This is a genomic window from Paraburkholderia sp. Clong3 (assembly GCF_050436485.1).
Classification (GTDB): Bacteria; Pseudomonadota; Gammaproteobacteria; order Burkholderiales; family Burkholderiaceae; genus Paraburkholderia; species Paraburkholderia tuberum.
In genome coordinates this window covers 550,010-573,906 of record NZ_JBNDMH010000001.1, presented here as the reverse complement: position 1 = coordinate 573,906, position 23,897 = coordinate 550,010, and the positions used below count along the sequence as shown (strand labels likewise).

At 62.5% G+C, this 23,897-nt stretch carries 20 protein-coding genes; 9 read left to right on the top strand and 11 right to left on the bottom strand.

Going from position 1 to position 23,897, the window contains the following annotated elements; all coding sequences use genetic code 11:
* Nucleotides 1-1,386: 1,386 nt before the first annotated feature.
* Complete coding sequence (locus OKW30_RS02780; RefSeq protein ID WP_429345894.1) at nt 1,387-2,541, top strand: endo-1,4-beta-xylanase; 1,155 nt, start codon at nt 1,387-1,389, stop codon at nt 2,539-2,541.
* 113 nt (nt 2,542-2,654) lie between these two features.
* On the opposite strand, the gene OKW30_RS02775 is transcribed toward OKW30_RS02780, so the two are convergent.
* From OKW30_RS02775 to OKW30_RS02765, 3 genes are all read right to left on the bottom strand, one after another.
* The gene (locus OKW30_RS02775) at nt 2,655-4,220 is read right to left on the bottom strand and encodes an alpha/beta hydrolase (RefSeq protein WP_184068251.1); all 1,566 of its coding nucleotides are present in this window, start codon (nt 4,218-4,220) and stop codon (nt 2,655-2,657) included.
* 467 nt (nt 4,221-4,687) lie between these two features.
* Nucleotides 4,688-4,906, bottom strand: coding sequence for a YMGG-like glycine zipper-containing protein (locus tag OKW30_RS02770; RefSeq protein WP_187626878.1), 219 nt, complete (start codon nt 4,904-4,906; stop codon nt 4,688-4,690).
* A gap of 11 nt (nt 4,907-4,917) precedes the next feature.
* Nucleotides 4,918-5,295, bottom strand: coding sequence for a hypothetical protein (locus OKW30_RS02765; RefSeq protein ID WP_184068248.1), 378 nt, complete (start codon nt 5,293-5,295; stop codon nt 4,918-4,920).
* A gap of 898 nt (nt 5,296-6,193) precedes the next feature.
* Here OKW30_RS02765 and OKW30_RS02760 point away from each other — a divergent pair.
* Nucleotides 6,194-6,667, top strand: a complete 474-nt coding sequence (locus OKW30_RS02760) for a helix-turn-helix transcriptional regulator (RefSeq protein WP_429345893.1) — start codon at nt 6,194-6,196, stop codon at nt 6,665-6,667.
* Nucleotides 6,668-6,669: 2 nt separating this feature from the next.
* Nucleotides 6,670-7,995 (top strand): type II toxin-antitoxin system HipA family toxin, encoded by a 1,326-nt coding sequence (locus OKW30_RS02755; protein ID WP_429332594.1) that lies wholly within the window; start codon nt 6,670-6,672, stop codon nt 7,993-7,995.
* A 40-nt stretch (nt 7,996-8,035) separates the two neighbouring features.
* Here OKW30_RS02755 and OKW30_RS02750 read toward each other — a convergent pair whose 3' ends face one another.
* Nucleotides 8,036-8,713, bottom strand: a complete 678-nt coding sequence (locus OKW30_RS02750; protein ID WP_184045149.1) for a FadR/GntR family transcriptional regulator — start codon at nt 8,711-8,713, stop codon at nt 8,036-8,038.
* A gap of 220 nt (nt 8,714-8,933) precedes the next feature.
* On the opposite strand from OKW30_RS02750, the gene OKW30_RS02745 reads away from it, so the two are divergent.
* The 4 genes from OKW30_RS02745 to OKW30_RS02730 all read left to right on the top strand — a co-directional run bounded on the left by OKW30_RS02745 (nt 8,934) and on the right by OKW30_RS02730 (nt 14,070).
* On the top strand, nt 8,934-10,718 hold the full coding sequence (locus tag OKW30_RS02745; protein ID WP_429345892.1) for a gamma-glutamyltransferase family protein: 1,785 nt from the start codon (nt 8,934-8,936) through the stop codon (nt 10,716-10,718).
* A gap of 69 nt (nt 10,719-10,787) precedes the next feature.
* Nucleotides 10,788-12,215, top strand: a complete 1,428-nt coding sequence (locus tag OKW30_RS02740) for an MFS transporter (RefSeq protein ID WP_184068236.1) — start codon at nt 10,788-10,790, stop codon at nt 12,213-12,215.
* 38 nt (nt 12,216-12,253) lie between these two features.
* Entirely contained in the window at nt 12,254-12,817 is a 564-nt protein-coding gene (locus OKW30_RS02735) for a GAF domain-containing protein (protein WP_429345891.1), read from the top strand.
* Nucleotides 12,814-14,070, top strand: coding sequence for an MFS transporter (locus OKW30_RS02730; RefSeq protein ID WP_184068231.1), 1,257 nt, complete (start codon nt 12,814-12,816; stop codon nt 14,068-14,070). Before OKW30_RS02735 ends, OKW30_RS02730 begins: the two co-directional genes overlap by 4 nt.
* A 98-nt stretch (nt 14,071-14,168) precedes the next feature.
* On the opposite strand, the gene OKW30_RS02725 is transcribed toward OKW30_RS02730, so the two are convergent.
* The 7 genes from OKW30_RS02725 to OKW30_RS02695 form a co-directional block, all read right to left on the bottom strand.
* A complete protein-coding gene (locus tag OKW30_RS02725) occupies nt 14,169-14,504 on the bottom strand; it encodes an RcnB family protein (RefSeq protein WP_184023606.1) in 336 nt (111 codons plus the stop codon).
* 409 nt (nt 14,505-14,913) lie between these two features.
* Nucleotides 14,914-16,104 (bottom strand): arginine deiminase, encoded by a 1,191-nt coding sequence (locus OKW30_RS02720; RefSeq protein WP_409340033.1) that lies wholly within the window; start codon nt 16,102-16,104, stop codon nt 14,914-14,916.
* Nucleotides 16,105-16,229: 125 nt separating this feature from the next.
* Complete coding sequence (locus OKW30_RS02715; RefSeq protein ID WP_184023610.1) at nt 16,230-17,651, bottom strand: basic amino acid/polyamine antiporter; 1,422 nt, start codon at nt 17,649-17,651, stop codon at nt 16,230-16,232.
* A 527-nt stretch (nt 17,652-18,178) separates the two neighbouring features.
* Nucleotides 18,179-19,522 (bottom strand): ATP-binding protein, encoded by a 1,344-nt coding sequence (locus tag OKW30_RS02710; RefSeq protein ID WP_184068221.1) that lies wholly within the window; start codon nt 19,520-19,522, stop codon nt 18,179-18,181.
* Nucleotides 19,519-20,259: a response regulator gene (locus OKW30_RS02705; RefSeq protein ID WP_018422680.1), complete on the bottom strand. Its 741-nt coding sequence runs from the start codon at nt 20,257-20,259 to the stop codon at nt 19,519-19,521. The genes OKW30_RS02710 and OKW30_RS02705 overlap by 4 nt, the downstream gene beginning before the upstream one ends.
* 7 nt (nt 20,260-20,266) lie before the next feature.
* Nucleotides 20,267-20,389, bottom strand: a complete 123-nt coding sequence (locus OKW30_RS02700) for a hypothetical protein (protein ID WP_260336473.1) — start codon at nt 20,387-20,389, stop codon at nt 20,267-20,269.
* A complete protein-coding gene (locus tag OKW30_RS02695; RefSeq protein WP_429345890.1) occupies nt 20,386-20,757 on the bottom strand; it encodes a GFA family protein in 372 nt (123 codons plus the stop codon). The genes OKW30_RS02700 and OKW30_RS02695 overlap by 4 nt, the downstream gene beginning before the upstream one ends.
* A 568-nt stretch (nt 20,758-21,325) precedes the next feature.
* On the opposite strand from OKW30_RS02695, the gene OKW30_RS02690 reads away from it, so the two are divergent.
* The gene (locus OKW30_RS02690; protein WP_429345889.1) at nt 21,326-22,369 is read left to right on the top strand and encodes a patatin-like phospholipase family protein; all 1,044 of its coding nucleotides are present in this window, start codon (nt 21,326-21,328) and stop codon (nt 22,367-22,369) included.
* A gap of 2 nt (nt 22,370-22,371) precedes the next feature.
* The gene (locus tag OKW30_RS02685; RefSeq protein WP_429345888.1) at nt 22,372-23,868 is read left to right on the top strand and encodes a GntP family permease; all 1,497 of its coding nucleotides are present in this window, start codon (nt 22,372-22,374) and stop codon (nt 23,866-23,868) included.
* Nucleotides 23,869-23,897: the final 29 nt, after the last annotated feature.

The window sequence follows — 23,897 nt, the reverse complement described above, 5'->3', positions numbered from 1 at the left end:
ATCAAACTAACTGCTTAGGGAAAACGCTGTTATCGATAACAGTTGCGCGCCGGACGATCCCGCAGTAGCGCCCTGCTTTGTGACCATTACGTGATGGTCACAAGCGTCGGAAATCCGTTTGAACTCATGCACCGAAACGATGCGCCAATCCGTCTCGCGCGTCGCTCAGCGCTTGCTTAACAAGGAAGACACGCTCGAATGCAAGCAAAATTTCGCGCTTGATGTTGCGAAGATGCAACGAGCCGCCCCGCTTGCATTGCCGGTTTGGGCTTGACGAACTGGCGCAGGAGCCGCCAGCAGTGGTGGACATTAGCGACTATCATCAATGCATACGATGCCGGGCAACGAGCCGGGCTCAGCCGCGTAGCAGGCTGGGTGCAGGATTGTCGGCGCATCCGTCTGGCTCTCGCGCTCCATCACGACCGCTCCAACCAGCTCCCATCCCTCGGCTCTCGCTGTTCCCCCGCCACGCCGCACATGCGACGTCCCGTTCGAACACGCTGCCCTTGCAACTTTTCTGCGGGCGAAGGCACGACCGCCCATCGCCCCGACTGGCAAAACCTCGGCGCGCAACCGCGATAACCGCGACGCGTGCAGTGGAAAGAGGATTTTGTCCAGTGCACTTCCGACGCCTCGCATCGAGTCGAACCGGAAGATTTGCCGGCGGATTTTGCCGGCACACCTTGGCACTCTAAGGAGGTATCGTGAAAACAGCCCTTGTTTCTACACTCGCGCTGCTGATTTCAAGCGCAATAGCGCCGGCGGCCCATGCCCAGGATTCGCAAGCCACCGACCAACAACTCGCCCATAGCGTGCGGGTCGCGGAGGCGCACAGCGGAGTCGGGATGTCACATGTGTTCGTCTTTGCCCACTCGGGGCGGATCACGCTGGTCGGATGGGTGCCCGAGCACGGGACCATGTCGCGCGTGCCGAGCAGAGTGCGATGTCGGTTCCGGGTGTCACCTCGGTGGACAACCGGCTCTCGCCCGACGCTGGCTCGCTGAACGGGCATTGAAATCAAACTGAATCGCCGCGCGGACGACGATTGAAGCAAACCCGCGCGTTGAACGGATTCGGTTTTCCTGTCTCGCCAGTTGGGATTCAGTGACTGGCGCCCTGTTTCGCGCCGTTAGCCGCGCGGCGGTTCCGTGCAATCCCCATCTGAAAGCGCTTTCAACCCACGCCGTGTCAAGCCGGTCGACTCGACGCTGATTCACCATCCATGTCTCGTCGATATGTCAGGTAAATCCCTCATAGCGGGGCTGACAGAGGCTGCTTAACATCTTCTCTGTTACCGGTAACGGTAAGCATAGTTAGAGAAGACATCCGAACCGGCATTCCGTCACAAGGAGACCAGGAGTGCGTCCTTTGAGGACTTCAATGCGCATGCTCTGCGCAGCCGTCGCCGTTTGCGCGCTCGCAACCGCAGGCTGCGCGCACAACCAGGCCGCCGTCGCTCATGACGGCCAACCGCTCGCCGCGGCGCCCGCTGAAGCGCTGCCGCCGTTGCGCAGTGTGATGGCCGCGCACTTCAAGGTCGGCGCGGCGATTGAACCTGATTCAATCGACAGTCCCGCCGACGCGGCGCTCGTCGCCGCCCAGTTCTCGAGCCTGACCGCCGAGAACAAGATGAAGCCGGGCACGATCGGCGTCGCGGAAGGCAAGTACAACTTCGAACCGGCCGACAGGATCGTCGCGTTCGCGCAAGCGCACGGCATTGCGGTGCGCGGGCACACGCTCTTGTGGCACTTCAAGGCCGGCGACTGGACCGAGGCGCCGGACTGGTTCTTCGCCGGCGATCCGAAAGATCCGCTCTATTACGACATCGTCGCGAAGCGGCTCGATCGATATGTAACCGACGTCGTCACACACTTCCGAGGCAAGGTCTACGCGTGGGACGTAGTCAACGAAGTGATCAGCGACGATCCGCATCAGGTGTATCGCGAAGACAGTCCGTGGTATCGGACGCTCGGCAAGGACTACATCGCGATCGCCTTCCGCGCGGCGCGCGCGGCGGACCCGAACGTGAAGCTCTATATCAACGAGTACAACACCGACGATCCGGGCAAGCGCGCAAAGCTGCTCGCGGTGATCCGCGATTTGCGCGCGCAGGGCGTGCCGATCGACGGTGTCGGGCATCAGATGCATATCAGCGTAAATTGGCCGCCGCTGCCGAACATCAAGCAGGCGTTCGACGACGTCGCCGCGCTCGGCCTCGAAAACCAGGTGACCGAGCTCGACGTGAGTCTCTATGCCGATCCCGGTGAATGCTGGAGCGATCCGCATGCATGTCTGCCGGACCTCGGGCATCCAGTGCCGAACGACATCATGCGCGCGCAGGCCGAGCGTTATCGCGCCGTGTTCGCTCTGTTCGAGCAGGAGCCGAGCATCAAGGCGGTCACGTTCTGGGGCTATTCGGACAAGCACACGTGGCTGACGTCGACGCCGGTGCCGCGCAACAACCTGCCGTTACTGTTCGATGCGAACCTGCAGCCGAAAGCGGCGCTGTGGACGATCGTCGATTCGTCGTATCAGCCGTAACGTCGATCTTCGAGCCGAAAAGCAGGCGGCCCGCGGTAGGTGCGGGCCGTCTGGTCACATCTCGCGAGGGTGGCAGTGCAATTGCCGTCAGCTTGATTCAAAGCATCGAGATTTCAAGGCTCGTCCGAGCCGACCTGCTCGAGCGCATTCAGATTTTCGGCGAAATCGTCGGGCGAACCGTCGGCGGTTTCATGCGTGCGCGGCGGTGACTTGACGACCGGCGGCGGCATCTTGCCGATGCCTTCGTCGATACGCTGCAGCAGATACGGGAAGAACGGATTCGACGCGATGCGGAACATCGAATCGAGCGTCAGAATCAGTGTGCCGCGTTCGCCGCGCGGCGCGAGCGTGCCGAGGTTCTCGTTGAAGTTCTCCGAATCGTCCGGCGCGATGCCGTACAGCGCGTCGGTGATCGGGAATGGAATCGCGACGTGCGACAACGAGAAAATATCCTGCGGATAGTCGATATCCAGCGGCTTGACACGCGTTTGCACTTCGCCCGCATAAACGCTGCGCTCGACAGTACGCGCTGAATCCGGCGACACGTTGGCGATCACCGTCGTGCGATAGTTCTGCGGACCGATGCGCAATAGGCGCGAGAGCGCCGTGTACGACGCGGAGCGCAGGAAGGTCCTGAAGCGCACGCTGCGGTTCACGTCGAACAGCACGATTTCGCTGCCGTTCTCCGGCAGCTTGTCGTAGAGCGCCGACATCACCGCTGGCGTGCTGACCGTGAAATCCGTCACCGACTGGAACGTCAGGATAGGCGGCAACTTATCGAGCCGGTTCTCGCGCTCGAGCCGCGCAATCTGTTCCTGAATCACGCTCGTGAGGAGAAAGGACTGTCGCGCGCCATTCACAGGAAACGAGTTGTACTTGAACGGGTTGAACTCCGGCACGATGCCGAGCCACGCGGCGCGCGCGAAGGCCGGCAGCACCGCGGGCAATCCGGCGAGACCGGCAAAGCGTGCGTAACGCGTGACGCCGATCATCGGCGAGATCAGCACGACGCGCGTCGGACGCGCGAGCGCGGGATTCTCGATCGCGTCGAGCGCATATTGCAGTGCGAGCGCGCCGCCGTTCGAAAACCCGACCAGCTCGATCGGCTTGTCCGGCCCCACGCGACGGCGCGCTTCACGCACCGCGAGCCGAGTGGCCGCGGTCCAGTCCTGCCAGTGCACGTCGACGAGCCCCGCCGGCACCGTGCCATGTCCGGGTAAGCGGATGCCGATCGCGACGAAACCGCGATCACGATATCGGCGCGCGATATGCCGCATGCTGTACGGCGCATCCGTCATGCCGTGCAGCAGCACGACCGCGCCGACGGGTGGCCCCGACGGCTCGAGAATGTACGAGTGATTCCAGTTTTCGGCGAAATGCCACGGAAAAATCGGCGAGCCCTCGTAATAGCGGTTCGCCGGAATGCGCTCGGACGGCCGCAGCTTTTCAACGACATTGACGCGCACGTCGTCGAAAATCCGATTTTCCGCCTTGATGTATGCGTTCCAGTCGGCGGTGTCCATTTCCTCGACGGTCATTTCGCGCGGCACATAGGTGTGCCATACCGACAGCTCCGGCCCGCGCTGCGAATACCACGCGCGTAGCCCCAATGCGAGCACCGCCAGCAGCACCAGAACCCATGCACTTATCTTTATCACCTTCAGTGACGTGCGCAGCATTCGTGTTCTCTTGATGAGATGAAGGTTGCACCGCGCGCAGACTGCTCTCTGCGTGGTGTGCGCATGCCGCCATCGCGGCGGCTTCCGATGTGGATATCCTAAGGGCTTTTAATCACCGGTTCAAACTTTGTCGGCCGGGCGGCCAACGCGACGTCGACAGCGGCTCGAGTATGAACGGATTATTTTCATGACGAACTGGGGATGCGCGATGTCGCGAGCGCGAATGAATTCGCCCCATTCGCTTCGCTACTTGACATTCGACGTGAGGAAAATGGCACGGAATGCATACGGCGTCGCGGGGAAGGGAGAGGTGCCTCATGGAAGAACGGTCCTTCAGCGACGCCTCGGAAATCGCTTCACTCGACGGCCGTGGAATGCCTGATCAAGGCCTGATCGGGCCGTGCGCTTCAGTAACGAAACCGGGACGTGACCCAGGTCGCGCCCCAGCCTTGCCTGCTCGCCGGTAATTACTGACGGCCGCGGATATTGCCGGCCACGCCGCCCGCCGCGCCGCCGATGATCGCGCCGGTCCACGCATCGCCGCCGGAGATCGCCGCGATGCCCGCACCGGCGCCCGCGCCAAGTGCCGCGCCGCTCACCGTTCCCTGCGTCTGCGGGCTCATGTCCGTGCAACCGATGATCGCGGCCAGTGCGCCAATACTGACGATCCACCCAAGTCGTTTCATGATCGTTCTCCTTACTGATTTTTCTTCAGGCCGGGCACGACCATCTGGAACCAGAGGGTCTCGATCACCGGGTGTTGGATCATCGTGGGATTGGCGGCGTAGTAGCCGTCGAGGCCTTGACGCACGCTGTCGAGTGTCTGGCCTTGCATGCCCTTGCCGAAGCGCTGTGCGATGTCATTGCTGTTCGCCGTGTTGCCGGCATAGGCGCGCTCGACGTCGATCAAATTCGAGATGCCGACCAGATACGCTTTCTTCTGCTCATCGGTCGACTGCATCCATTGCTGGCCTGTGACAATTGGAATGCTCTCCGCACGCGCGACGTTGCCCATCATTGCCAGCGATAGAAAAGTCAGAGATAACAGCGTTCGCCATTGTGGTTTGCTTGCCATCACATACTCCAAAGAAGTTATGTTCTCCAGCGGCCCGCCGGCGACCGCATCCGGCGGCGTCGATCGCGTTATTTGGAAGAATGGTCTGTGTGTCTCGTCGAATCTCCTTTCAGGTTCACCGGTCGGCGTGGTTCGCCGGTTCGGCTTCTATTGGCGTTGGGTCGTATCAGCGAATAGACACCTTGATGGCAGAAAAATCTCGTGGCGGATTGGAGTGATTTGCACACATGCTGTGTGCGCGCAACGATTGGACTCGTGTTGGCGTCGCCGCGTAATACACGCTATAGAGTCTACAGCCTTTTCTGTAATTTCCAAGCCCGTTTCCTCTCGATGCGCGGCGCGTGACATTTGTGTCAAATTTCATTCAGCGAGCGAAAGGATACGATGCAATGCGCGTCGACACTCGTCAGTTATCCTGCGCTCGATTTGAGCGCCCGTGATATTGCTAGCGATTCGTTATCGACGGCCATTCAGTGTTCTGGCCACGCAATGCGAAAACAGCTTTTGTTTTGCCTGAATGTTCGGCTTCCTGATTAGATCGTCAATCGAAAACGATTCGGATTTATCTATTTCCGGTCGAGGCGTTGCTTCTTCTGGTGGCAGCACCAACCAGCAGTGAAACAGATGCGATTTTATGGTTGCGTTTGTCGATCATCTTTATTTTCGGCGGATCACATGTTGCCTGCGGCGGAGGGGCTGCGCAGCAGCGAAGGGGGTGGCGGTGTGCGGTTGACCGTTAGTTGCGTGATGAGTAGCGTGACGGGACGCCGTTTCAAATGCGTCCGTGCTCGTCATTAACAGTCTCTAGCTTGTATTTGCTAAATACAGAGTATAGACTGTATCTGTTATTTACAGGTTTTAGGCTGTTACGCCGCCGCAGCCGAACCGGAGATCGACCGTGGACTACGCCATCAAGACACTGAGCCAGCTCAGACCGATCCTGCAGGGCTTCAGGAAGGCCGCCGGCCTCACTCAGGCCGCGATGGCCGCGCATCTCGGGGTCACGCAACAGACCTACGCGCAACTCGAAGCGAATCCGGCGACCGTCAGCGTCGAACGGCTCTTCAGGGTGTTGCGGGTCTTGCAGGTCGATCTGAAGCTCGCGCAGAGCGGATCGACGCAAAGCGTGGCCGTGGAAGACGCCGCGCCGGCGCCGAACCGCTCCCGCCGCGCCGGGAGCGGAACGCCGGCCGCCGGAGCGCCGGTCGCCGGAACGCCAGTCGCCGGAACGCCGGTCGACGCAAAAGGCAACGCTAAACGCGCCACGCGCGTGCCGCTCAAACCGGGAGCGTCGGCGCAAAAGCCCAAAGCGGTCAAACCCGCCAAGGCAACCAAAGCGGCCAGCACCAGCAAGAAACGGGAGGACTGGTAAGCATGGCGCGCAGCACACCGAACCGTCTGAATCTGTGGATGAACGGCCTGCGGGTCGGCGCCTGGGAAACGACACGCAGCGGCGAACGTCTGAGCTATGCCGACGAATGGATCGACGATCCGCAAGGACGTCCGCTATCGCTGTCGCTGCCGTTCACACCGGGCAATCAGGCGTATCGCGGCCAGATCGTCGCCGACTATTTCGACAACCTGCTGCCCGACAGCGAACCGATCCGGCGCCGCATCGCCGCGCGCTACCGGACCGGCAGCGCCGCGCCGTTTGCGTTGCTCACCGCGCTCGGCCGCGACTGCGTCGGCGCATTGCAACTGCTGTCGCCGGACGAAGAGCCGAGCGATCTGACGAGCATCCACGGTCGCGAACTCAGCGACAGCGACATCGCGGCGTTGCTACGCGGCACGACGACGGCGGCGCCGCTCGGGCAGCACGATCCGCTCGAAGACCTGCGTCTGTCGATCGCCGGCGCGCAGGAAAAAACCGCGCTGCTCCGTCATCGCAATCGCTGGCTGCTGCCCGAAGGCAGCACGCCGACCACGCACATCTTCAAGCTGCCGCTCGGGCTCGTCGGCAACATGCGCGCCGATATGCGCACGTCGGTGGAAAACGAATGGCTGTGCTCGCAGATCGTCGCGGCCTACGGGCTGCCCGTCGCGCGTTGCGAAATCGCGCGATTCGATGAGCAGAAGGTATTGATCGTCGAGCGCTTCGATCGCCGTTTGTCGAGCGACGCCACGTGGATCGTGCGTCTGCCGCAAGAGGACATGTGCCAGGCCACTGGCACGTCGGCGCTGCACAAGTACGAGTCCGATGGCGGTCCGGGCATCGAGGCGATCATGGAGATACTCGCGAGGTCCACACGCGCGACGACGGACCGGCGCAACTTCTTCGCGACGCAGCTGGTTTTCTGGCTGCTCGCCGCGACCGATGGCCACGCGAAGAACTTCAGCATTGCGCATCTGCCCGGCAATCGCTACGAATCCACGCCGCTTTATGACGTGCTGTCCGCGCATCCGATCATCGGCAGCGGCGCGGGGCGCCTCGCGGCGCAAAAAGTGAAACTGGCGATGGCGGTTCGCGGCAAGAACGTCCACTACCTGCTCAATCAGATCCAGCGCCGGCATTGGGTGGCCGAAGGACAGCGCGTCGGTTTTTCCGCCGCGGACGTCGATACGCTGATCGATCAGTTGACCGCGCAAACGGAGACGGTGATCGACACAGTCTCGTCGCAACTGCCCGCCGACTTTCCGCTGGACGTGGCCGATGCGGTCTTCGACGGCATGCGCCGGCTGAACCGGAAGCTTGCGCAGTAAAGCGCCGCCATCCCGATCGACGCGCGGCACCACGGCAACCTCACGCACGCCGCGCCGCCGCACCATCGGTCTTCGCCGACGCACGCCACTGCACGCTCAGCAGATGCTCGCGCATGCATTGCGCGGCCGCATCCGCATCGCGCGCTTTCAGCGCATTGACGATCGCCTGATGCTGTTGCGCGAAAAACTGCCGCGTCTCCTGCGCGGACGTTTTCTCGCGCACCTCCGGCTTCACCCGCATACCGTTGATCACCTCCATCAACGCAATCAACGCGGGATTACGCGTGGCATGTCCGATCAGCAAATGAAAGCGATGATCCCATTGCTGCCACTCGTCGTCGTTTTTCGCGGCGGCATTTTTGCGTGCGCATTTCTCCAGTTCCTGCAGGTCGTCGCCACTCGCTTTCGTCGCGGCCAGCGCGGCCAGCGCCGGCTCGAACAGCAGCCGCATTTCGGCGATATCCGCGGGACTGGTGCCGGCGCGCAAGCCGCGCAGCGTCGGCGCAAACTTCAGCGGCCGCGCGCCCAGATAGGTGCCGCGGCCGACGCCGCGCCACACGCGCCCCGACGCCTCGAGCGAAGCCAGCGCCGCGCGCAGCTCGCGGCGGCTCACGTCCAGTTCCTCGGCGAGCTTTCGTTCGGGCGGCAGCGCGTCGCCGTCCTTCAACTGATGATCGGCGATGTAGTCGAGCAGCGCATCCAGTACCGGTTTGTCCATGTTGTCCACTGAACCAATTTGTATTGGTCCAAACGATACCAGAATCGCGGCGGCATGACATACCAGCACCCGGTGATTTTTGATTCGCTATACTGGGTCGCATGTTGATGGTTAACACCGGGTGCAACCCGGCTTCGTTAGTTTTACGCTTTCATTTTTTCCAATTGAACCATTTCATATTGGTTCCGCCATTCGGACCGTCGTCGCCAAGGAGTCGCGCATGTCGTTTACAACCCGTCCAGAACTGATCGGCACCTTCGGCATGGTGGCCTCGACGCACTGGCTCGCGAGCGCATCGGCGATGGCGGTCCTCGAAAAAGGCGGCAATGCGTTCGACGCCGCCGCCGCGGCCGGCTTCGTCCTGCAGATCGTCGAGCCGCATCTGAACGGTCCGGGTGGCGAGCTGCCGGTGGTGTTCTACAGCGCGCGCGAAGAACGCGTGCGCGTGCTGTGCGGACAAGGCGTGACGCCCGCGCGCATGACGATCGAGCGGATGCGCAAGATGGGGCTCGACGTGGTGCCGGGCACGGGCCTGCTGCCCGCGGTCGTGCCGGGCGCATTCGGCGCGTGGATGGCGCTGCTGCGCGACTATGGCCAGTTGCCGCTCGAAGAAGTGCTGAGCTATGCGATCGGCTACGCGGAAAACGGCTATCCGGTGCTGCCACGCATGGCATCGTCGATTCTCGCGATTCAGGACTTCTTCCGCACCGAATGGACGACCTCGGCCGAGCAATGGCTGCGCAACGGCGAGGCGCCGATGCCGAACCAGTTGTTCGCGAATCCCGCGATCGCCGAAACCTACAAGCGCATCCTGCGCGAGGCAAATACGCGCAGCGATCGCGCCGAGCAGTGCGAACGCGCGCGTGATGTCTTCTATCGCGGCTTCGTCGCCGACGCGATCGACCAGTACTTCCGTTCGACCGCCGTGCTCGACACCTCGGGCCTGCGCAATAGCGGTCTGCTCGATGCGGGCGATCTCGCGCGCTGGGAGCCAACCTACGAAGACCCGGTGTCTTACGACTACGCGGGCATGCGCGTGCACAAAACCGGCCCGTGGGGCCAGGGCCCGATGTTCCTGCAACAGCTCGCGCTGCTGAAGGGTTTCGATCTCGGCGCGATGGACCCCCTCGGGCCCGATTTCGTGCACACGGTGATCGAGTGCTCGAAGCTCGCATTCGCCGATCGCGAAGTGTTCTACGGCGACCCGGCGTTTTCGCATGTGCCGATGGACGTGCTGCTCAGCGACGCGTACAACGACGAGCGGCGCCGCCTCGTCGATCCGCGCCGCGCGTCGTTCGAATTCCGTCCCGGGCTGCTCGGCGACAGCGAGCAACGCGCCGCGCGCATCGTCGCGAATGCCGGGCGCGAGCAGGCCGGCGGCTTTGGCCAAGGTGAGCCGACCTTCGCGCCGCTGCCCGAATTGCGCGGCGATACCGTGCATCTCGACGTGGTCGACCGCTGGGGCAACATGGTGTCGGCTACGCCGTCGGGCGGCTGGCTGCAGGCGTCGCCGGCGGTGCCGGGGCTTGGCTTCAACGTCACCACGCGCGCGCAGATGTTCTGGATGGAAGAAGGCCTGCCTTCGTCACTCGGCCCGGGCCGCCGGCCGCGCACCACGCTGTCGCCGACGCTCGTCACGCGCGACGGCAAACCGTACGCGGCCTTCGGCACGCCGGGTGGCGACCAGCAGGATCAGTGGTCGCTGCAGCTGTTCCTCAAACACGTGCATGGCGGCATGAACTTCCAGGCCGCCGCCGATGCGCCCTCGTTCCAGACCGCGCACTTCCCCGGCTCGTTCTATCCGCGCGCGATGCAGCTCGGCAAGATGTCAGCCGAGTCGCGCTTTCCGGACAGCACGCTCGCCGAACTGCACGCGCGGGGCCACGACCTCACCGTCGCGGAACCGTGGGCGCTCGGCCGGGTCTGCGCGGTCGCGATCCGCAACGGTTTGATGCGAGGCGCCGCTACACCGCGTCAGATGCAGGCCTACGCAATCGGCCGATAAGCGGCCCGAAGCATCCATCAGCGCAGAACGCGCGGCCTCGCCGCGCCATTTCCTTCAGGAGAAGTTGCCGTGTCCGCCGTCGCCGCCCGTCTTGAAAGACTTCCCCTGTCGAGCTTTCACCGCAGACTGCTGCTGATCGGCGGGCTCGGGTACATGTTCGACGGGCTCGATTCGTCGTCGCTCGCGTTTCTGCTGCCGGTCGTCAGCAAGCTGTGGCAATTGACGAGCGCTGAGACCGGGCTCGTCGCGAGCAGCACCTATATCGGCTACTTTTTCGGCGCGTTCCTGTCGGGTGTGCTCGCCGACGTGATCGGCCGGCGCCGCATCATGATGAGCGCGCTCGCCATCTATTGCGTCGCGTCTCTCGCGAGCGCGACCGCGCACGACTGGCACACGTTCTTCGCGCTGCGCGTCGTCGCGGGCTTCGGTTCGGGCGCGGAGACGGTCGTGATCGCGCCGTTTCTCGCCGAGTTCGTGCCGCGCCGCTATCGCGGCATTTTCTGCGGCGCGCTGGTCGGCTTCATGTCGTTCGGCTATCTGACCTCGTCGATTCTCGGCTTCGCGGTGGTGCGCAACTTCGTCGACGGCTGGCGCTATCTGGCCGTGATCACGTCGCTGCCCGTCGTGATGCTGCTGTGGTGGCGCCGGACGCTGCCGGAATCGCCGCGCTGGCTCGAAAGCCAGGGCCGCGCGGCCGAAGCGAACGGCATCGTCGGCCGCATCGAAGCGGCGTTCGTCGAGCGCGGCATTGCGCTTGCGCCCGTGACTGCGAACCACGCGCTTCACGCGCTGCCCACGCCGGCCTCGACGCCGGCGCGCGCCAACGCGTGGCGCAACGTGCTCACGCTGTGGTCGCCGCGACTCGCGCGCACGACCGCGGTCAGCTGGCTGATGTGGTTCTCGGTCGCGTTCGCGTACTACTCGTTCTTCGCGTGGATCCCGAGCCTGCTCGTCAAGGAAGGGCTGACGATGACGAAGAGCTTCGGCTATTCGATTGCAATCTATGGCGCGCAGATTCCCGGTTACTTCTCGGCGGCGTGGCTCAACGAAAAGATCGGCCGCAAGGCGGTGGTCGCTTCCTACATGCTGTTCGGCGGCATCGCCGCGATCACGCTCGCGTTTTCTCATACCGGCATACAGATCATGACCGCGGGCATCGCGCTGTCGTTCTTCATGAACGGCGCATTCGCCGGCGTCTACGCTTACACGCCGGAAGTGTTTCCCACCGCGGTACGCACGACGGGCACGGGCTCGTCGTCATCGTTCGGCCGCATCGGCTCGGTCAGCGCGCCGATCCTCGTCGGCCTCGTTTATCCGCTGTCCGGTTTCCTCGGTGTATTCGCGATGACCACGACGGTGCTGGTGATCGGCGCATGCGTGGTGTTCTTCCTCGGCATCGAAACGCGCAACCGCTCGCTCGAAGATATCGAGGCGAGCGAACTCGAACCGGCTCGCGACGCGCGAGGCCAGCTGAACTCCACCCGCATGCACGGCTGAACGCACTGCGACTTTTCACACTTTCCGATGCAAACGCGATGCAAATGATGCAAGGCAACCTGACCGAACCCGCACCGCACGATACGCAGATGCTGGATATCGCAGACCTCGAGCGTCTCGCGCTGGCGATGCGCCTGAAGAATCAACCGCTCGAGCTGTTCCGCGCGGTTCACGCGGTGGCGGCAAAGGCGATAGGCCTAAGCCTGTTCACGATCATGTCCTACGATGCGCGGCGTCACGAGGTCGAACGGGTCTACACGAACATGCCGGACGTCTATCCACTGGGCGGCCGCAAAAAGAAGCAAGGCACCGCGTGGGCGCGACAGATACTTCAGGATCTGAAGCCGTTTCGTGCCGCCACGTCGCAAGGCATTCGCGAGGCCTTCGACGATCACGCGGTGATGACAGGTATCGGTCTCGGCTCGATCCTGAACATTCCGATCGCCTATGATGGCGTGTGCATCGGTACGATGAACCTGACCCACAAGGAAGGCTGGTACACCAGCCGTCATGAAAGCATAGGCCTCCTGATCGGCGCCTTCCTTGTCCCCGCTCTGCTCAAGCAGAATACGGCATCCCCCGCTTGCGCCGCCCGTTCATGAAAACACCATCCGACCTGCAAAACTATCGAGCGGTGACCCATTCCGCCGTCTCGCAAGGCCGCTGGGTGCTGGTCTTCGTGCTCGCCTACCTCGCGCTGATCGCCGATGGCGCCGACGTGATGATGTACGGCCTCACCCTGTCGCGCATCAAGGACGACTTCGGGCTGACCAATGTCGAAGCGGGCGCGCTCGGCAGTCTGACCTTGCTCGGCATGGCGATCGGCGGCATTGTCGGCGGCTGGGCGAGCGATCGTCTCGGCCGCGTGCGGGTCATCGCATGGGCGCTCGCGCTGTTCTCGCTCGGCGCGGGGATGCTCGGGTTCACGCACAGCTTCGTCGAATTCGCGGCGGTGCGCTTTATCAGTTCGCTCGGCATTGGCTGCATGGTGCTGGTCACCACGCTCGTAGCCGAATATGTGCCGACAGAACGGCGCTCGCTGGTACTCGGCATGCTGCAAACCGGCATTTCGGCCGGCTATATCGTCGTGATCGCACTCAGCAACTGGATCCTGCCGCAGTACGGCTGGCGCACGCTGTACTACGTGTCTGCCGTGCCGGTGCTGCTCGCATTCGCGATCAAGTTCGCGGTGCCCGAACCGGCGGCATGGCTCGCGAGCCGGGCTGCCGACCATGCGAGCAAAACGCGGCTCGTCGACAATCGCTACGCGCAGATTTTCCGCGACCGCCAGGCGCGCACGATGTTCATCCTGTGGACCTTCGCGTCAGTCTTCGTGCTGTCCGGCTTTTACGGCCTGAACAACTGGCTGCCGACGTATCTCGAGAAGGAATTGCACATCAAGTTCAGCTCGCTGACCGGCTATATGATCGGCACATACGTGGTCGCCTTCATCGGCAAGATCTTCGCGGGCTGGCTCGGTGACCGCTGGAGCCGGCGCGGCGTGTACGTGCTCGGCTGTATCGGTGCGGCACTCTTTCTGCCCGTGATCATTTTCTGGCACACCCACGACAACATTTCCACGCTGATGCTTGTCTTCGGCTTTCTGTACGGCGTGCCGCTCGGCACGATCGGCACATTCATGTCGGAGAGTTTTGCGACGTCGGTGCGCGGCACCGCGGTGGGCGGCTCGTATAATCTCGGGCGCTTCTGTTCGGGGGCGGCGCCGATCGTCATCGGTTTTATCGCGACGCAGTTCTCAATCGGACTTGGTTTTCTCGTGGTCGGCGCGGTGTTCTTTTTGAGCGGCGTGACTGCATTGTTCGTTCCCGACCGGCTATACGACACGCAGCATTAAATCGACGCCAAAATGACGAAATCATGTCGTGTCGATGAATGGCCCAGGTTCCGGCGCTAAAACTGGTCGCCGGATAGCCCGGGCACCAAGAGGAAGCATTACTGCGTTCCGGCGACAATGTCTGAAATGGTCCAGTTGTTCGTCGTTACGAGCACATAGTCGCCATTGACACCCAGCCATTTGTGCCCGCGCGGCGGCGCGTTGAGGCCATGTCCGCGCCAGTCGTCCATCATGAAGTTGTAGTTACGGTATTCGGCCGGCACACGTTGACCTTTATGCCAGTCACGGTGCGGAATCGTCGGCATCACCTGCTGACGGCCCGTACCGGCCATCTGGCCGCCGCCCTCGTCCTTGGGGGGCCCAGCCGCAATCGCGAGCGCGGACATACCGGCAAATGACAAGGCGACGAGTTGCGCAACAAAGCGATTATTCATATTCGAACCTCCGTGCGGTGGAAGAAAGCTCCGAGCATTCACGCGATTGACGTGAAACGTGATCGTCCAGCTACTCGCAGATTCATTAACTCGAACTTCATTGCAGCGATCGCTGGTCTATCGAATGTAATCCTTGCAAATCGCGAGATATCAAATTCGATAATTCAGGCGCGAAGTCGTTAAAAAGTATAGTAAAAGGAAGTTCGACTTCAAGCCGGACCTGCCCACCACTACCGCGTGCGTCAACCCGGCGATTAGCGGGGCGATTCGATTCGTCGCGTCGATCATCTGGACGGATCGCGCCGTTCCTGGCGGCGGCGGAAGCGCACGCGGCGCTGTCGCCCGCTCGCCACTTCAGCGAGTGGGCGACACTTTGCCAGTCACCGGCCAGATTGATTCGCTTGACTGATCAATAGTCGACCGCATCGCGGATGATCGGGCAGGTCATGCAGTGACCGCCGCCACGTCCACGGCCCAGCTCCGCACCGACGATCGTAATCACCTCGATGCCCTGCTTGCGCAACAGCGTGTTCGTGTACGTGTTGCGGTCGTATGCATAGACGACGCCCGGGGACGCGCACACGAGGTTCGCACCGCTATCCCACTGCGTGCGCTCGCGTTGATAGTCGCTGCCGCCCGCCTCGACCACGCGCAGATGCTTCAGCCCGAGCGCCTCGGCGACGACGTCGGTGAACGGCTTGTTTTCGGCGTGCAACTCGACGCCGCTCGGATGGCTGCTCGGCCGATACGAATAGGTGCGCGTCTTCGCCATGAAGTCCGGGGCGACCAGTACGCAATCGCGATCGGCGAACGTGAACACGGTATCGAGGTGCATTGCCGCGCGAATCTTCGGCATCGCCGCGACGATCACGCGCTCGGCCGCGCCCTTCTTGAACAGCGTTGCCGCCAGTTGACTGATGGCCTGCCGCGAGGTGCGCTCGCTCATGCCGATCAGCACGGCGCCCTTGCCGATCGGCATCACGTCGCCGCCTTCCAGCGTGGCGAGACCGTGGTCCTGAGTCGGGTCGCCCCACCACACGTTGACCTTGCCCGCGAAATCGGGGTGGAACTTGTAGATCGCCGTGGTCAGGATCGTCTCCTCGTGGCGGGCCGGCCAGTACAGCGCATTCAGCGTGACGCCGCCATAGATCCAGCACGTCGTGTCGCGCGTGTACAGCGTGTTCGGCAGCGGCGGCAGCAGATATTCGGTGCCGCCCGCCGCTTCTTTCGCGACCTCCAGCGCCTTGCCGCCATGCGCTTCCGGGAAGTCGTGAGTGGATAGCCCGCCAATCAGCGTTTCGGCCAGCTTGCGATTGTCGAGCCCTTGCAGATAGCTTCTCAATTCATCGATAAAGCCGAGGCCGACCTGATTCGGCACCACCTGGTTGTCGAGAATCCACTTCTTGCCTTCGGGCACCGCGACCGTTTCGGCGAGCAGATTGTGCATCTCCACCACTTCGACGCCGCGGTCGCGCATCTTCGTGACGAAGTCGAAGTGGTCGCGCTTCGCGTTCTCGACCCACAGTACGTCGTCGAACAGCAGTTCATCGCAATTGCTCGGGGTAAGACGCTGATGCGCGAGCCCCGGTGCGCAGACCATCACTTTGCGCAGCTGCCCGACTTCCGAGTAGACACCCAATTCACCCGCTTTCGCGTCCGTGTTCGCCATGATGATCTCCTGAATGCCAATGTTGGCCCGCTCTGTTCAATCGGATTTCATTAAAGCTAAATCGCGATCCTTCCGGTTACGAGGCCATAGATGCCGATGATCGCGCCAATGATCGCAACGATAAAAATGATCCAGTCGGAAACGATGAAGACATTCTTGTTCTGCTCGCGCCGAGCCCAGATATAAAGCGCCGTTCCTGGCGCATACAGCACGGCGGAAAGCAGAATGAATTTCAGGCCACCCGCCCAGATCATGAAGACCGTATAAATCGAGGCGATTGCGGCCATGATGAAGTCACGCCGGCGCTCGTCGGCGCGCACGTCGTAACCGTCGCCGCGATTCGCGTTCATGCAGCCGAACACCGCGACGAAGAGGTACGGAATCAACGACATCGCGCTCGTCAGATTCAGCATCAGCGCGAACGCATCGCGCGAGAAGTAGGTGCTGATGACGAGCAGCTGCACCACGATGTTGGTCAGCCACAACGCATTGGCAGGTACCTTGTTGGCGTTTTCCCTCGCGAATACGGCGGGCATGTCTTCGGTCTTTGCCGCCGTGAACAACACTTCGGCGCAGATCAGCGACCAGGCGAGATAAGCGCCCAGTACCGAAATCAGCAAACCTATGCTGACGAAAACCGCGCCCCAATGACCGACCACCGCTTCGAGCACCGCCGCCATCGACGGCTGCCGCATGGCCGCGATGTCGGCGCGCTGGAGCACTGCGTAAGGCAGCATCGTCACGAGCACCATCAGCGAGGTCACGACGACGAAGCCGAGAATCGTCGACTGGCCGACATCGGAGCGCTTCTTCGCATAACGGGAATAAACGCTCGCCCCTTCGATACCGATGAACACGAACACCGTGACCAGCATCGTGGCCCGCACCTGCTCGAGGATATTGCCTTCGAGTCCTCCGCCGTAGAGGTTGGCCTGGAACAGGTCCAACCGGAAGCCGAAGATCAGGATCACGATGAACACCAGAATCGGAATGACCTTGGCGACCGTGACGATACTGTTGATGAAGGCCGCCTGCTGCACGCCCTTCAGGATCATGAAATGAAATAGCCAGATGCCGATCGATGCAACGACGATCGCGACGACCGTATTGCCGTCGCCGAACACGGGAAAAAACGCGCCGAGTGTCGACTTGATCAGCACCCAGTAAGAAACGTTGCCGATACAGCTACCGATCCAATAGCCAAATGCGGAGAGAAAGCCCGGATAGTCGCCAAAGCCCGCTTTCGCATACGCAAACACGCCGGCGTCCAGTTCGGGCTTGCGTTCCGCCAGCGCCTGAAACACGCGCGCCAGCATATACATGCCCGTGCCCGCAATCAGCCAGGCAATCACGGCACCCACCGGACCGGTGGCATTGGCAAAAGTGCGCGGCAGGGAAAAGATCCCGGCTCCGACCATGCCGCCCACCACCATCCCGGTGAGTTGCATTTTTGACATCTTTTGTGGAGTGGACGCCATTCGGATTCCTTTTAGTTACCTTTTTAACAAGGATCTGTAATCAGATTCGAACGAAACGTGTCTCTCGGCCAATCTTGCTGTTGATCAGCCGCGCTACTCTGCAACCACCACACGAAAAGAATGGTCTGTCCGTTGGCGTTTGTCAATTTATCGAAGACAAGGTAACGGACTGTGGCTCGCTATGCGATCGAATCCATCGATGCTGCGTTGCCGAATCTGGTTGAATTTGCGAATTAACAATTCACCACGCATCTCAATCGCTCGCATCGATAAGTCGCTTTGAATATCGATGATTTAACAACGATGCGACCTGCCGCATCACCGCACCGGTTTTCTCAAATGATGGGGAATCGCTGAAGCGAGCTGAACCGGTGGCCGTTCAGAACTACTGAGAAGCGCCAGAGTCACAGTTCGAAATGGCGCGCGGGGGTCATTAATAGTCCAAACCCAATGACGATTTCGTAATGGCGCGCTTTGTGAATTTTTCTGACGGAATCGCCCGCGTCTCCGCGCCGCAAGAGGTCCAACTATGATTCGCGCAACTTCCTCAACGTCAGCCGCGCTTCGAGACCGCCGCCGACGCGGTTGTGCAGCGTGAGCGTTGCGTCCATCGCGAGCGCGAGTTGCCGCGCGATCGCGAGCCCCAGACCCGTGCCGCCCGTTTGACGATTGCGCGATCCTTCGAGCCGCACGAACGGCTCGAACACCGTCTCCAGCGACTCGACCGGAATGCCGGGACCGCGATCGAGCACCGACACGGTAGCCTCGCCATCGCGCAATGCCCCGATATGGATCTGCGCGGCGCCGCCGTACCTCAGCGCGTTATCGACCAGATTGCCGACGATGCGCTTCAACGCCTGCGGACGCATCGTCAGCGACTGGCCGAAGTGGCCCTGCAGTGACACTTGCTGACCCGCGTCGACGTAATCGCACACCAGGCTGTCGAACAGCGCATCGGGATCGATGCGGCGCGGCACCTCGGTCGTGCCATGCATCGTGCGCGCATAGGTGACCCCTTCCTTGACCAGCGCCTCCATTTCCTGCAGATCCTGGCGCAGCTTTGCGGCCTCGCTGTCGTTGTCCATCGTGTCGACACGCAGACGCATGCGCGTGATCGGCGTCTGCAAATCGTGCGAAATCGCCGCGAGAATCTGCATGCGCTCGGTCATGTAGGTGGCGATCCGGTCCTGCATCGCGTTGAACGCGCGCGCGGCGCGCGCCACTTCGGACGGACCGGCTTCGCGCAGACGCGCGGCCTTCAGGTCGGGGCCGAGCGTGTCGGCCGCGACTGCGAGCTGATTGAGCGGGCGCGTCGCGAGCCGTACCGCCAGCCAGCAGCAGGCCGCGAGCACGAGCAGCTGCAGCGTCAGCACGAGCGGCAGCCAGCGCGACAACGGGGCGCCGGGCATCGGCCGCAGGTCAATGGTGAGCGGCGTGCCGTCGCTCAGTTTCAGATGCACCTGCAGACGCTCGCGATCGCCCGGCACTGCGTTGACGGTCAACGGATAACGCGTGCCGATGCCATCGCCGATCGACTGCGCGACGCGCGCCGACAGGCTCGCGTCGACCGGAGTGCCTGGCACGCCCGGGCCGAGCACGAACTCATAGCTGCGCCGCGCGAGCCGCGGCAGCCACTGGGCGCGCTCGTCGGGCGGCAGATGATCGAGCAGCGCGACCGAGCTCGCCACCTCGCGCTCGATGTAGCCCATCATGATGTTGGTCATCGTCTGGTCGCGCTCGGTCATCGTGAGCCAGAACGACAGCGCCTGCGCGAGCGCGAGCCCGACGAACAAAATCACCGCGAGCCGCGCGAACAGCGTGCGCGGCCAATGCGGCCAGCGCAGCAACGACGGTGATGGAGATGCGCTCATTGCGGATCTCCGATCGCGGTCACGGCCGCTGAAAACACATAGCCCTCGCTGCGCAGCGTCTTGATGTAGCGCGGCTCGCGCGCGCCGTCCCGCAGGCGTTGACGCAGGCGGCTCACCATCAGATCGATCGAGCGGTCGAACGGATCGGCCTGGCGTCCCTGGGTGAGGTTCAGCAACTGATCGCGCGTGAGCACGCGCTGCGGATGATCGAGAAACACACGCAACAGACGGTACTCCGCGCCGCTCAACGCCACCTCGGTTCCGTCCGCGTCGAGCAGATGGCGCGCGGTCGTGTCGAGCCGCCAGTCGCCGAAGCACAGCATCGGCGCCGACTCCGTCACCTCCATGCCGGGCGGCAGCATGCGCGCGCGGCGCAGCACCGAACGGATTCGCGCGAGCAACTCGCGTGCGGCGAACGGTTTGGTCAGGTAATCGTCGGCGCCCATTTCGAGGCCGACGATCCGGTCCGCTTCCTCGCTGCGCGCCGTCAGCATCAGGATCGGCACTGTGCGGAACTTGCCCGCGCGTAACTCACGGCACAGCACGAGGCCGTCTTCGCCGGGCAGCATCAGGTCGAGCACGATCAGGTCGGGCGCGCCGTTCTCGAGCGCGGCGCGCATCTGGCGGCCATTGGCCGCGAGCGAGACACGCACGCCGTTTTTCTCGAGGTATCCCGCGAGCAGTTCACGGATACCGCGATCGTCATCGACGATCAGTACGTGGTCGGAGGTTTCCATCGACGGATTATCTGCTGCGGCGTTTGAGTTGCACGTCGCTCGACTGGATCAATGAACACTGCAACGGATGCGCGAGTTCGGCCGTGAAGCCGCCCGCCACGAATACAGCGATGGCAAACAGGCGTTTCATGCGTCCTCCAGCACGGAAAGACTCGCGCCATCGGCCACGCCGGCTTCGAGCGCGTAAGGATCGACCCCGTCGAGGCAGCCAATATTGACGCGCCATTGCTGCGGATCCTTGCGCGTCTGATGAAAAGGATAGATGCCGCAATGCTTGCAGAAGTAGTGTTTCGCGACCTTCGTGTTGAACTGGTATAGCGTCAGCGAATCCTCGCCACTCAGAATCTTCAACTGACTGGCGGGAAAGAGCGGTGTCATCAGCGCGCCCTTGCGGCGGCACAGGCTGCAGTTGCAACGACCAGCCGGAACGATTTCGGTGCGAACTTCGAACTTGACGGCCCCGCAGTGACAGGACCCTTGCAGCCACCCGGCGTTCATGATGCTCTCCGTGATTTGACGATGCCTGCTTTATAGCCCGGTTCATCAGTCGAATTATGTCGTAATGTATCCGGCGGCCGAGACGATACATTACATTGCAATACGCCGCGGCGATTAGCGCAAGGCGAAACAGCGAAGATATACACGCGAGTTAGCATTTAAGCGGCACGCGCAAACGGATAACGCAGATTGCATGATTGCCACCGCATTATCGCGCTCAACCGTGCAAAGATACTCCGCCTATCCATGATTATGTGAGCGGCTTATGTAAGCGGCGCGACGGGGCGCGCCGGCCGGGCTCCCTACACGCTGTTTGTGACCTCGGCGTGACCAGCAAGCGGGCGATGACGGCCACGAGCCGGTTGCTCGCAAGCTCTGTGAATCAAGTTGAATACGCTTGACTTTTAGTCACCGGCCACTTCCAATACCAATGGTGCAGTGCGATGTTTCGCCTTTGAAACACGCCTCACGTCATTCGGTAGTTCACAGCATTGGCCAGCAGTTCATTCGTCCGCCGTGCATGCGGCGTCAGCTAGCGAAATGGAGCACTCCTCACTACGGAGTCGTCTTGGCTGCAACAAAAAACCAACCCACCCACCGCGAACCCGCCCTTATCGACCTCGCATTGCAAGGCGGCGGATCGCACGGTGCTTTTACATGGGGCGTCCTCGACCGTTTGCTCGAAGAGTCGTGGCTGCAGATCGAAGGAATATCGGGTACGTCGGCTGGCGCGATGAACGCCGCGGTGCTGGTGAGCGGCTATCAGGCAGACGGCGCGGCCGGCGCGCGCGCCGCGCTCGAAGCCTTCTGGCGGCGAGTATTCGAAGCATCGGTGTACAGCCCGTTTCGCCGTACCCCGTTCGACGTGTTGATGGGCCGCTGGACGCTCGACTACTCGCCGCTCTTCATCGCGATGGACCTCGCGGCGCGCGTGTTTTCTCCATACGACCTGAACCCGCGCGGCGTACATCCGCTGGCGAAGATTCTGCAGGACTCGATCGATTTCGCGCATCTGCGCGACGCGCCGATCAAGCTGTTCATCACCGCGACGCGCGTGCGCACGGGCCAGGCGCGTGTGTTTCGCAATGGCGACCTGACGCCTGACGTGCTGCTCGCCTCCGGCTGCCTGCCCACGCTGTTTCAGGCCGTGCAGATCGACGGTGAAGACTACTGGGACGGCGGCTATGCCGGTAATCCGACCATGACGCCGCTGGTACGCGAATGCACGTCGAGCGACACGCTGCTGATCCAGGTCAATCCCGTCGTGCGGGAGGAAACCCCGCGCACCGCGCGCGACATCATCAGTCGCCTGAACGAAGTTGCCTTCAACGCGCCGCTGCTGAAAGAGCTGCGCATGATCGCGCTGCTGCGCCGCGCGGCGGACCCCGGCAGCGACGAAGGCCGCCATTGGGCGGCGATGCGCATCCATCGGATCGCGAGCGAGCTGATGACCGAACTCGGCTACTCGTCGAAGCTGAACGCCGAGTGGAGCTTTCTGACGATGCTGCGCGACGAAGGCCGGCGTGCCGCCGACGCGTTCCTCGCCGAGCACGGCGATTCGATCGGCGTGCGCTCCTCGCTGGATCTCGACGCGTTGCTCGACGGAGTCTGACCATGGAAGTCATCACCCTGTCACCGCTCGCGATCGGTCTAGGGCTTTTCGGCATGCTCGCGAGTCTCGCGCTGCTGATCGGCTTCGCGTACCGCGGCTGGACCGTGCTGCTGCTCGCGCCGTTCGCCGCGATGCTGGCCGCCGCGATTTCGGGCGAACCGATTCTCGCGCATTGGACCCAAACCTTCATGCTCAGCGCCGCGCGCTTTCTCGCGCAGTTCTTTCCGTTGTTCCTGCTCGGCGCGCTGTTCGGCAAGCTGATGGAAGACAGCGGCTCCGTGAAGGCGATCGCCAGTTACATGACGGAGAAGCTTGGCGCGCATCGGGCGATTCTCGCGGTCGTGATCGGTGGCGCACTCGTCACCTATGGCGGCGTCAGCCTCTTCGTGGCGTTCTTCGTGCTCGCGCCGATGGCCACCGCCCTCTTCCAGGCCGCCAATATTCCGCGCCGTCTGATGCCGGCCGCGATCGCGCTCGGCACGTCGACGTTCACGATGTCCGCGCTGCCCGGCACACCGTCTATCCAGAACGCGATCCCGATGCCGTTCTTTGGTACGACGCCGTTTGCGGCGCCTGGGCTTGGCATCATCGCGAGTATCGTGATGGTGGTGTTCGGGCTCTGGTGGTTGTCCTTGCAGCAATCGCGCGCAAAGGCGGCCAATGAAGGATTCGACGGACTCGAGGCGGCGGTGAAATCCACCGGGGCGCCGGCCAGCGACAACCTCGTGCGCGAGCGCGCGAGCGTATCGCAGAGTTTCGATCCGGAGGAAGCGAAGCGCGGGCATGTCAGCGAGAGTCTGCCCTCGTTCGGCGTCGCGCTCACGCCGCTCGTGCTCGTCGTGCTGACGAACTTCGTCATGAACGTGATCGTGCTGCCGCGCATCGACGCCGACTATCTGGCCGAGGTCCGTTGGGGCGAGACGTCGCTTGCGGCGGTCGGCGGTGTGTGGGGCGTGTGCGTGGCGCTCACCGTCGCGATCGTCGTGCTCGTGCTGCTCAATCGGCATCGCCTGCCAGCGCTGCGCGAGACGATCGATGCGGGCGCGAATGCATCGGTGCTGCCGGTGCTCAGCGTCGGCAGTCTGGTCGGCTATGGCGCGGTGATCGCCGCGCTGCCAGCGTTCGCGCTCGTGCGCGAATGGGTGCTGGGTATCGGCGGTGGTCCGCTCGTATCGCTCGCGGTCGCCACCAATCTGCTCGCGGCGCTGACCGGCTCGGCCTCGGGCGGTCTGACCATTGCGCTCGACGCGCTCGGCAGCACCTATCTGCAACTGGCTGCGCAATACGGCATCGACCCGGCGCTGCTGCATCGGGTCGCCGTGATTTCCTCAGGCACACTCGACAGCCTGCCGCATAACGGCGCGGTCGTGACGCTGCTTGCCGTGTGTGGGTCGAACCACCGCGAAAGCTATCGCGACATCGTGATCGTCGGGATTCTCGGCGCGTTACTCGCGCTGGGGGTGGTGATCGTGCTGGGCTCGCTGTTCGGGTCGTTCTGAGCGTTCTGAGCGTCTGAAGTAGCAAGGGG

Bases quoted from the DNA above. Each gene is read 5' to 3' on its own strand.
- OKW30_RS02780 (WP_429345894.1), top strand. From the start codon at position 1,387: ATGCTCTGCGCAGCCGTCGCCGTTTGCGCGCTCGCAACCGCAGGCTGC.
- OKW30_RS02775 (WP_184068251.1), bottom strand. From the start codon at position 4,220: ATGCTGCGCACGTCACTGAAGGTGATAAAGATAAGTGCATGGGTTCTG.
- OKW30_RS02770 (WP_187626878.1), bottom strand. From the start codon at position 4,906: ATGAAACGACTTGGGTGGATCGTCAGTATTGGCGCACTGGCCGCGATC.
- OKW30_RS02765 (WP_184068248.1), bottom strand. From the start codon at position 5,295: ATGGCAAGCAAACCACAATGGCGAACGCTGTTATCTCTGACTTTTCTA.
- OKW30_RS02755 (WP_429332594.1), top strand. From the start codon at position 6,670: ATGGCGCGCAGCACACCGAACCGTCTGAATCTGTGGATGAACGGCCTG.
- OKW30_RS02750 (WP_184045149.1), bottom strand. From the start codon at position 8,713: ATGGACAAACCGGTACTGGATGCGCTGCTCGACTACATCGCCGATCAT.
- OKW30_RS02745 (WP_429345892.1), top strand. From the start codon at position 8,934: ATGTCGTTTACAACCCGTCCAGAACTGATCGGCACCTTCGGCATGGTG.
- OKW30_RS02735 (WP_429345891.1), top strand. From the start codon at position 12,254: ATGCAAATGATGCAAGGCAACCTGACCGAACCCGCACCGCACGATACG.
- OKW30_RS02730 (WP_184068231.1), top strand. From the start codon at position 12,814: ATGAAAACACCATCCGACCTGCAAAACTATCGAGCGGTGACCCATTCC.
- OKW30_RS02725 (WP_184023606.1), bottom strand. From the start codon at position 14,504: ATGAATAATCGCTTTGTTGCGCAACTCGTCGCCTTGTCATTTGCCGGT.
- OKW30_RS02720 (WP_409340033.1), bottom strand. From the start codon at position 16,104: ATGGTCTGCGCACCGGGGCTCGCGCATCAGCGTCTTACCCCGAGCAAT.
- OKW30_RS02715 (WP_184023610.1), bottom strand. From the start codon at position 17,651: ATGGCGTCCACTCCACAAAAGATGTCAAAAATGCAACTCACCGGGATG.
- OKW30_RS02710 (WP_184068221.1), bottom strand. From the start codon at position 19,522: ATGAGCGCATCTCCATCACCGTCGTTGCTGCGCTGGCCGCATTGGCCG.
- OKW30_RS02705 (WP_018422680.1), bottom strand. From the start codon at position 20,259: ATGGAAACCTCCGACCACGTACTGATCGTCGATGACGATCGCGGTATC.
- OKW30_RS02700 (WP_260336473.1), bottom strand. From the start codon at position 20,389: ATGAAACGCCTGTTTGCCATCGCTGTATTCGTGGCGGGCGGCTTCACG.
- OKW30_RS02695 (WP_429345890.1), bottom strand. From the start codon at position 20,757: ATGAACGCCGGGTGGCTGCAAGGGTCCTGTCACTGCGGGGCCGTCAAG.
- OKW30_RS02685 (WP_429345888.1), top strand. From the start codon at position 22,372: ATGGAAGTCATCACCCTGTCACCGCTCGCGATCGGTCTAGGGCTTTTC.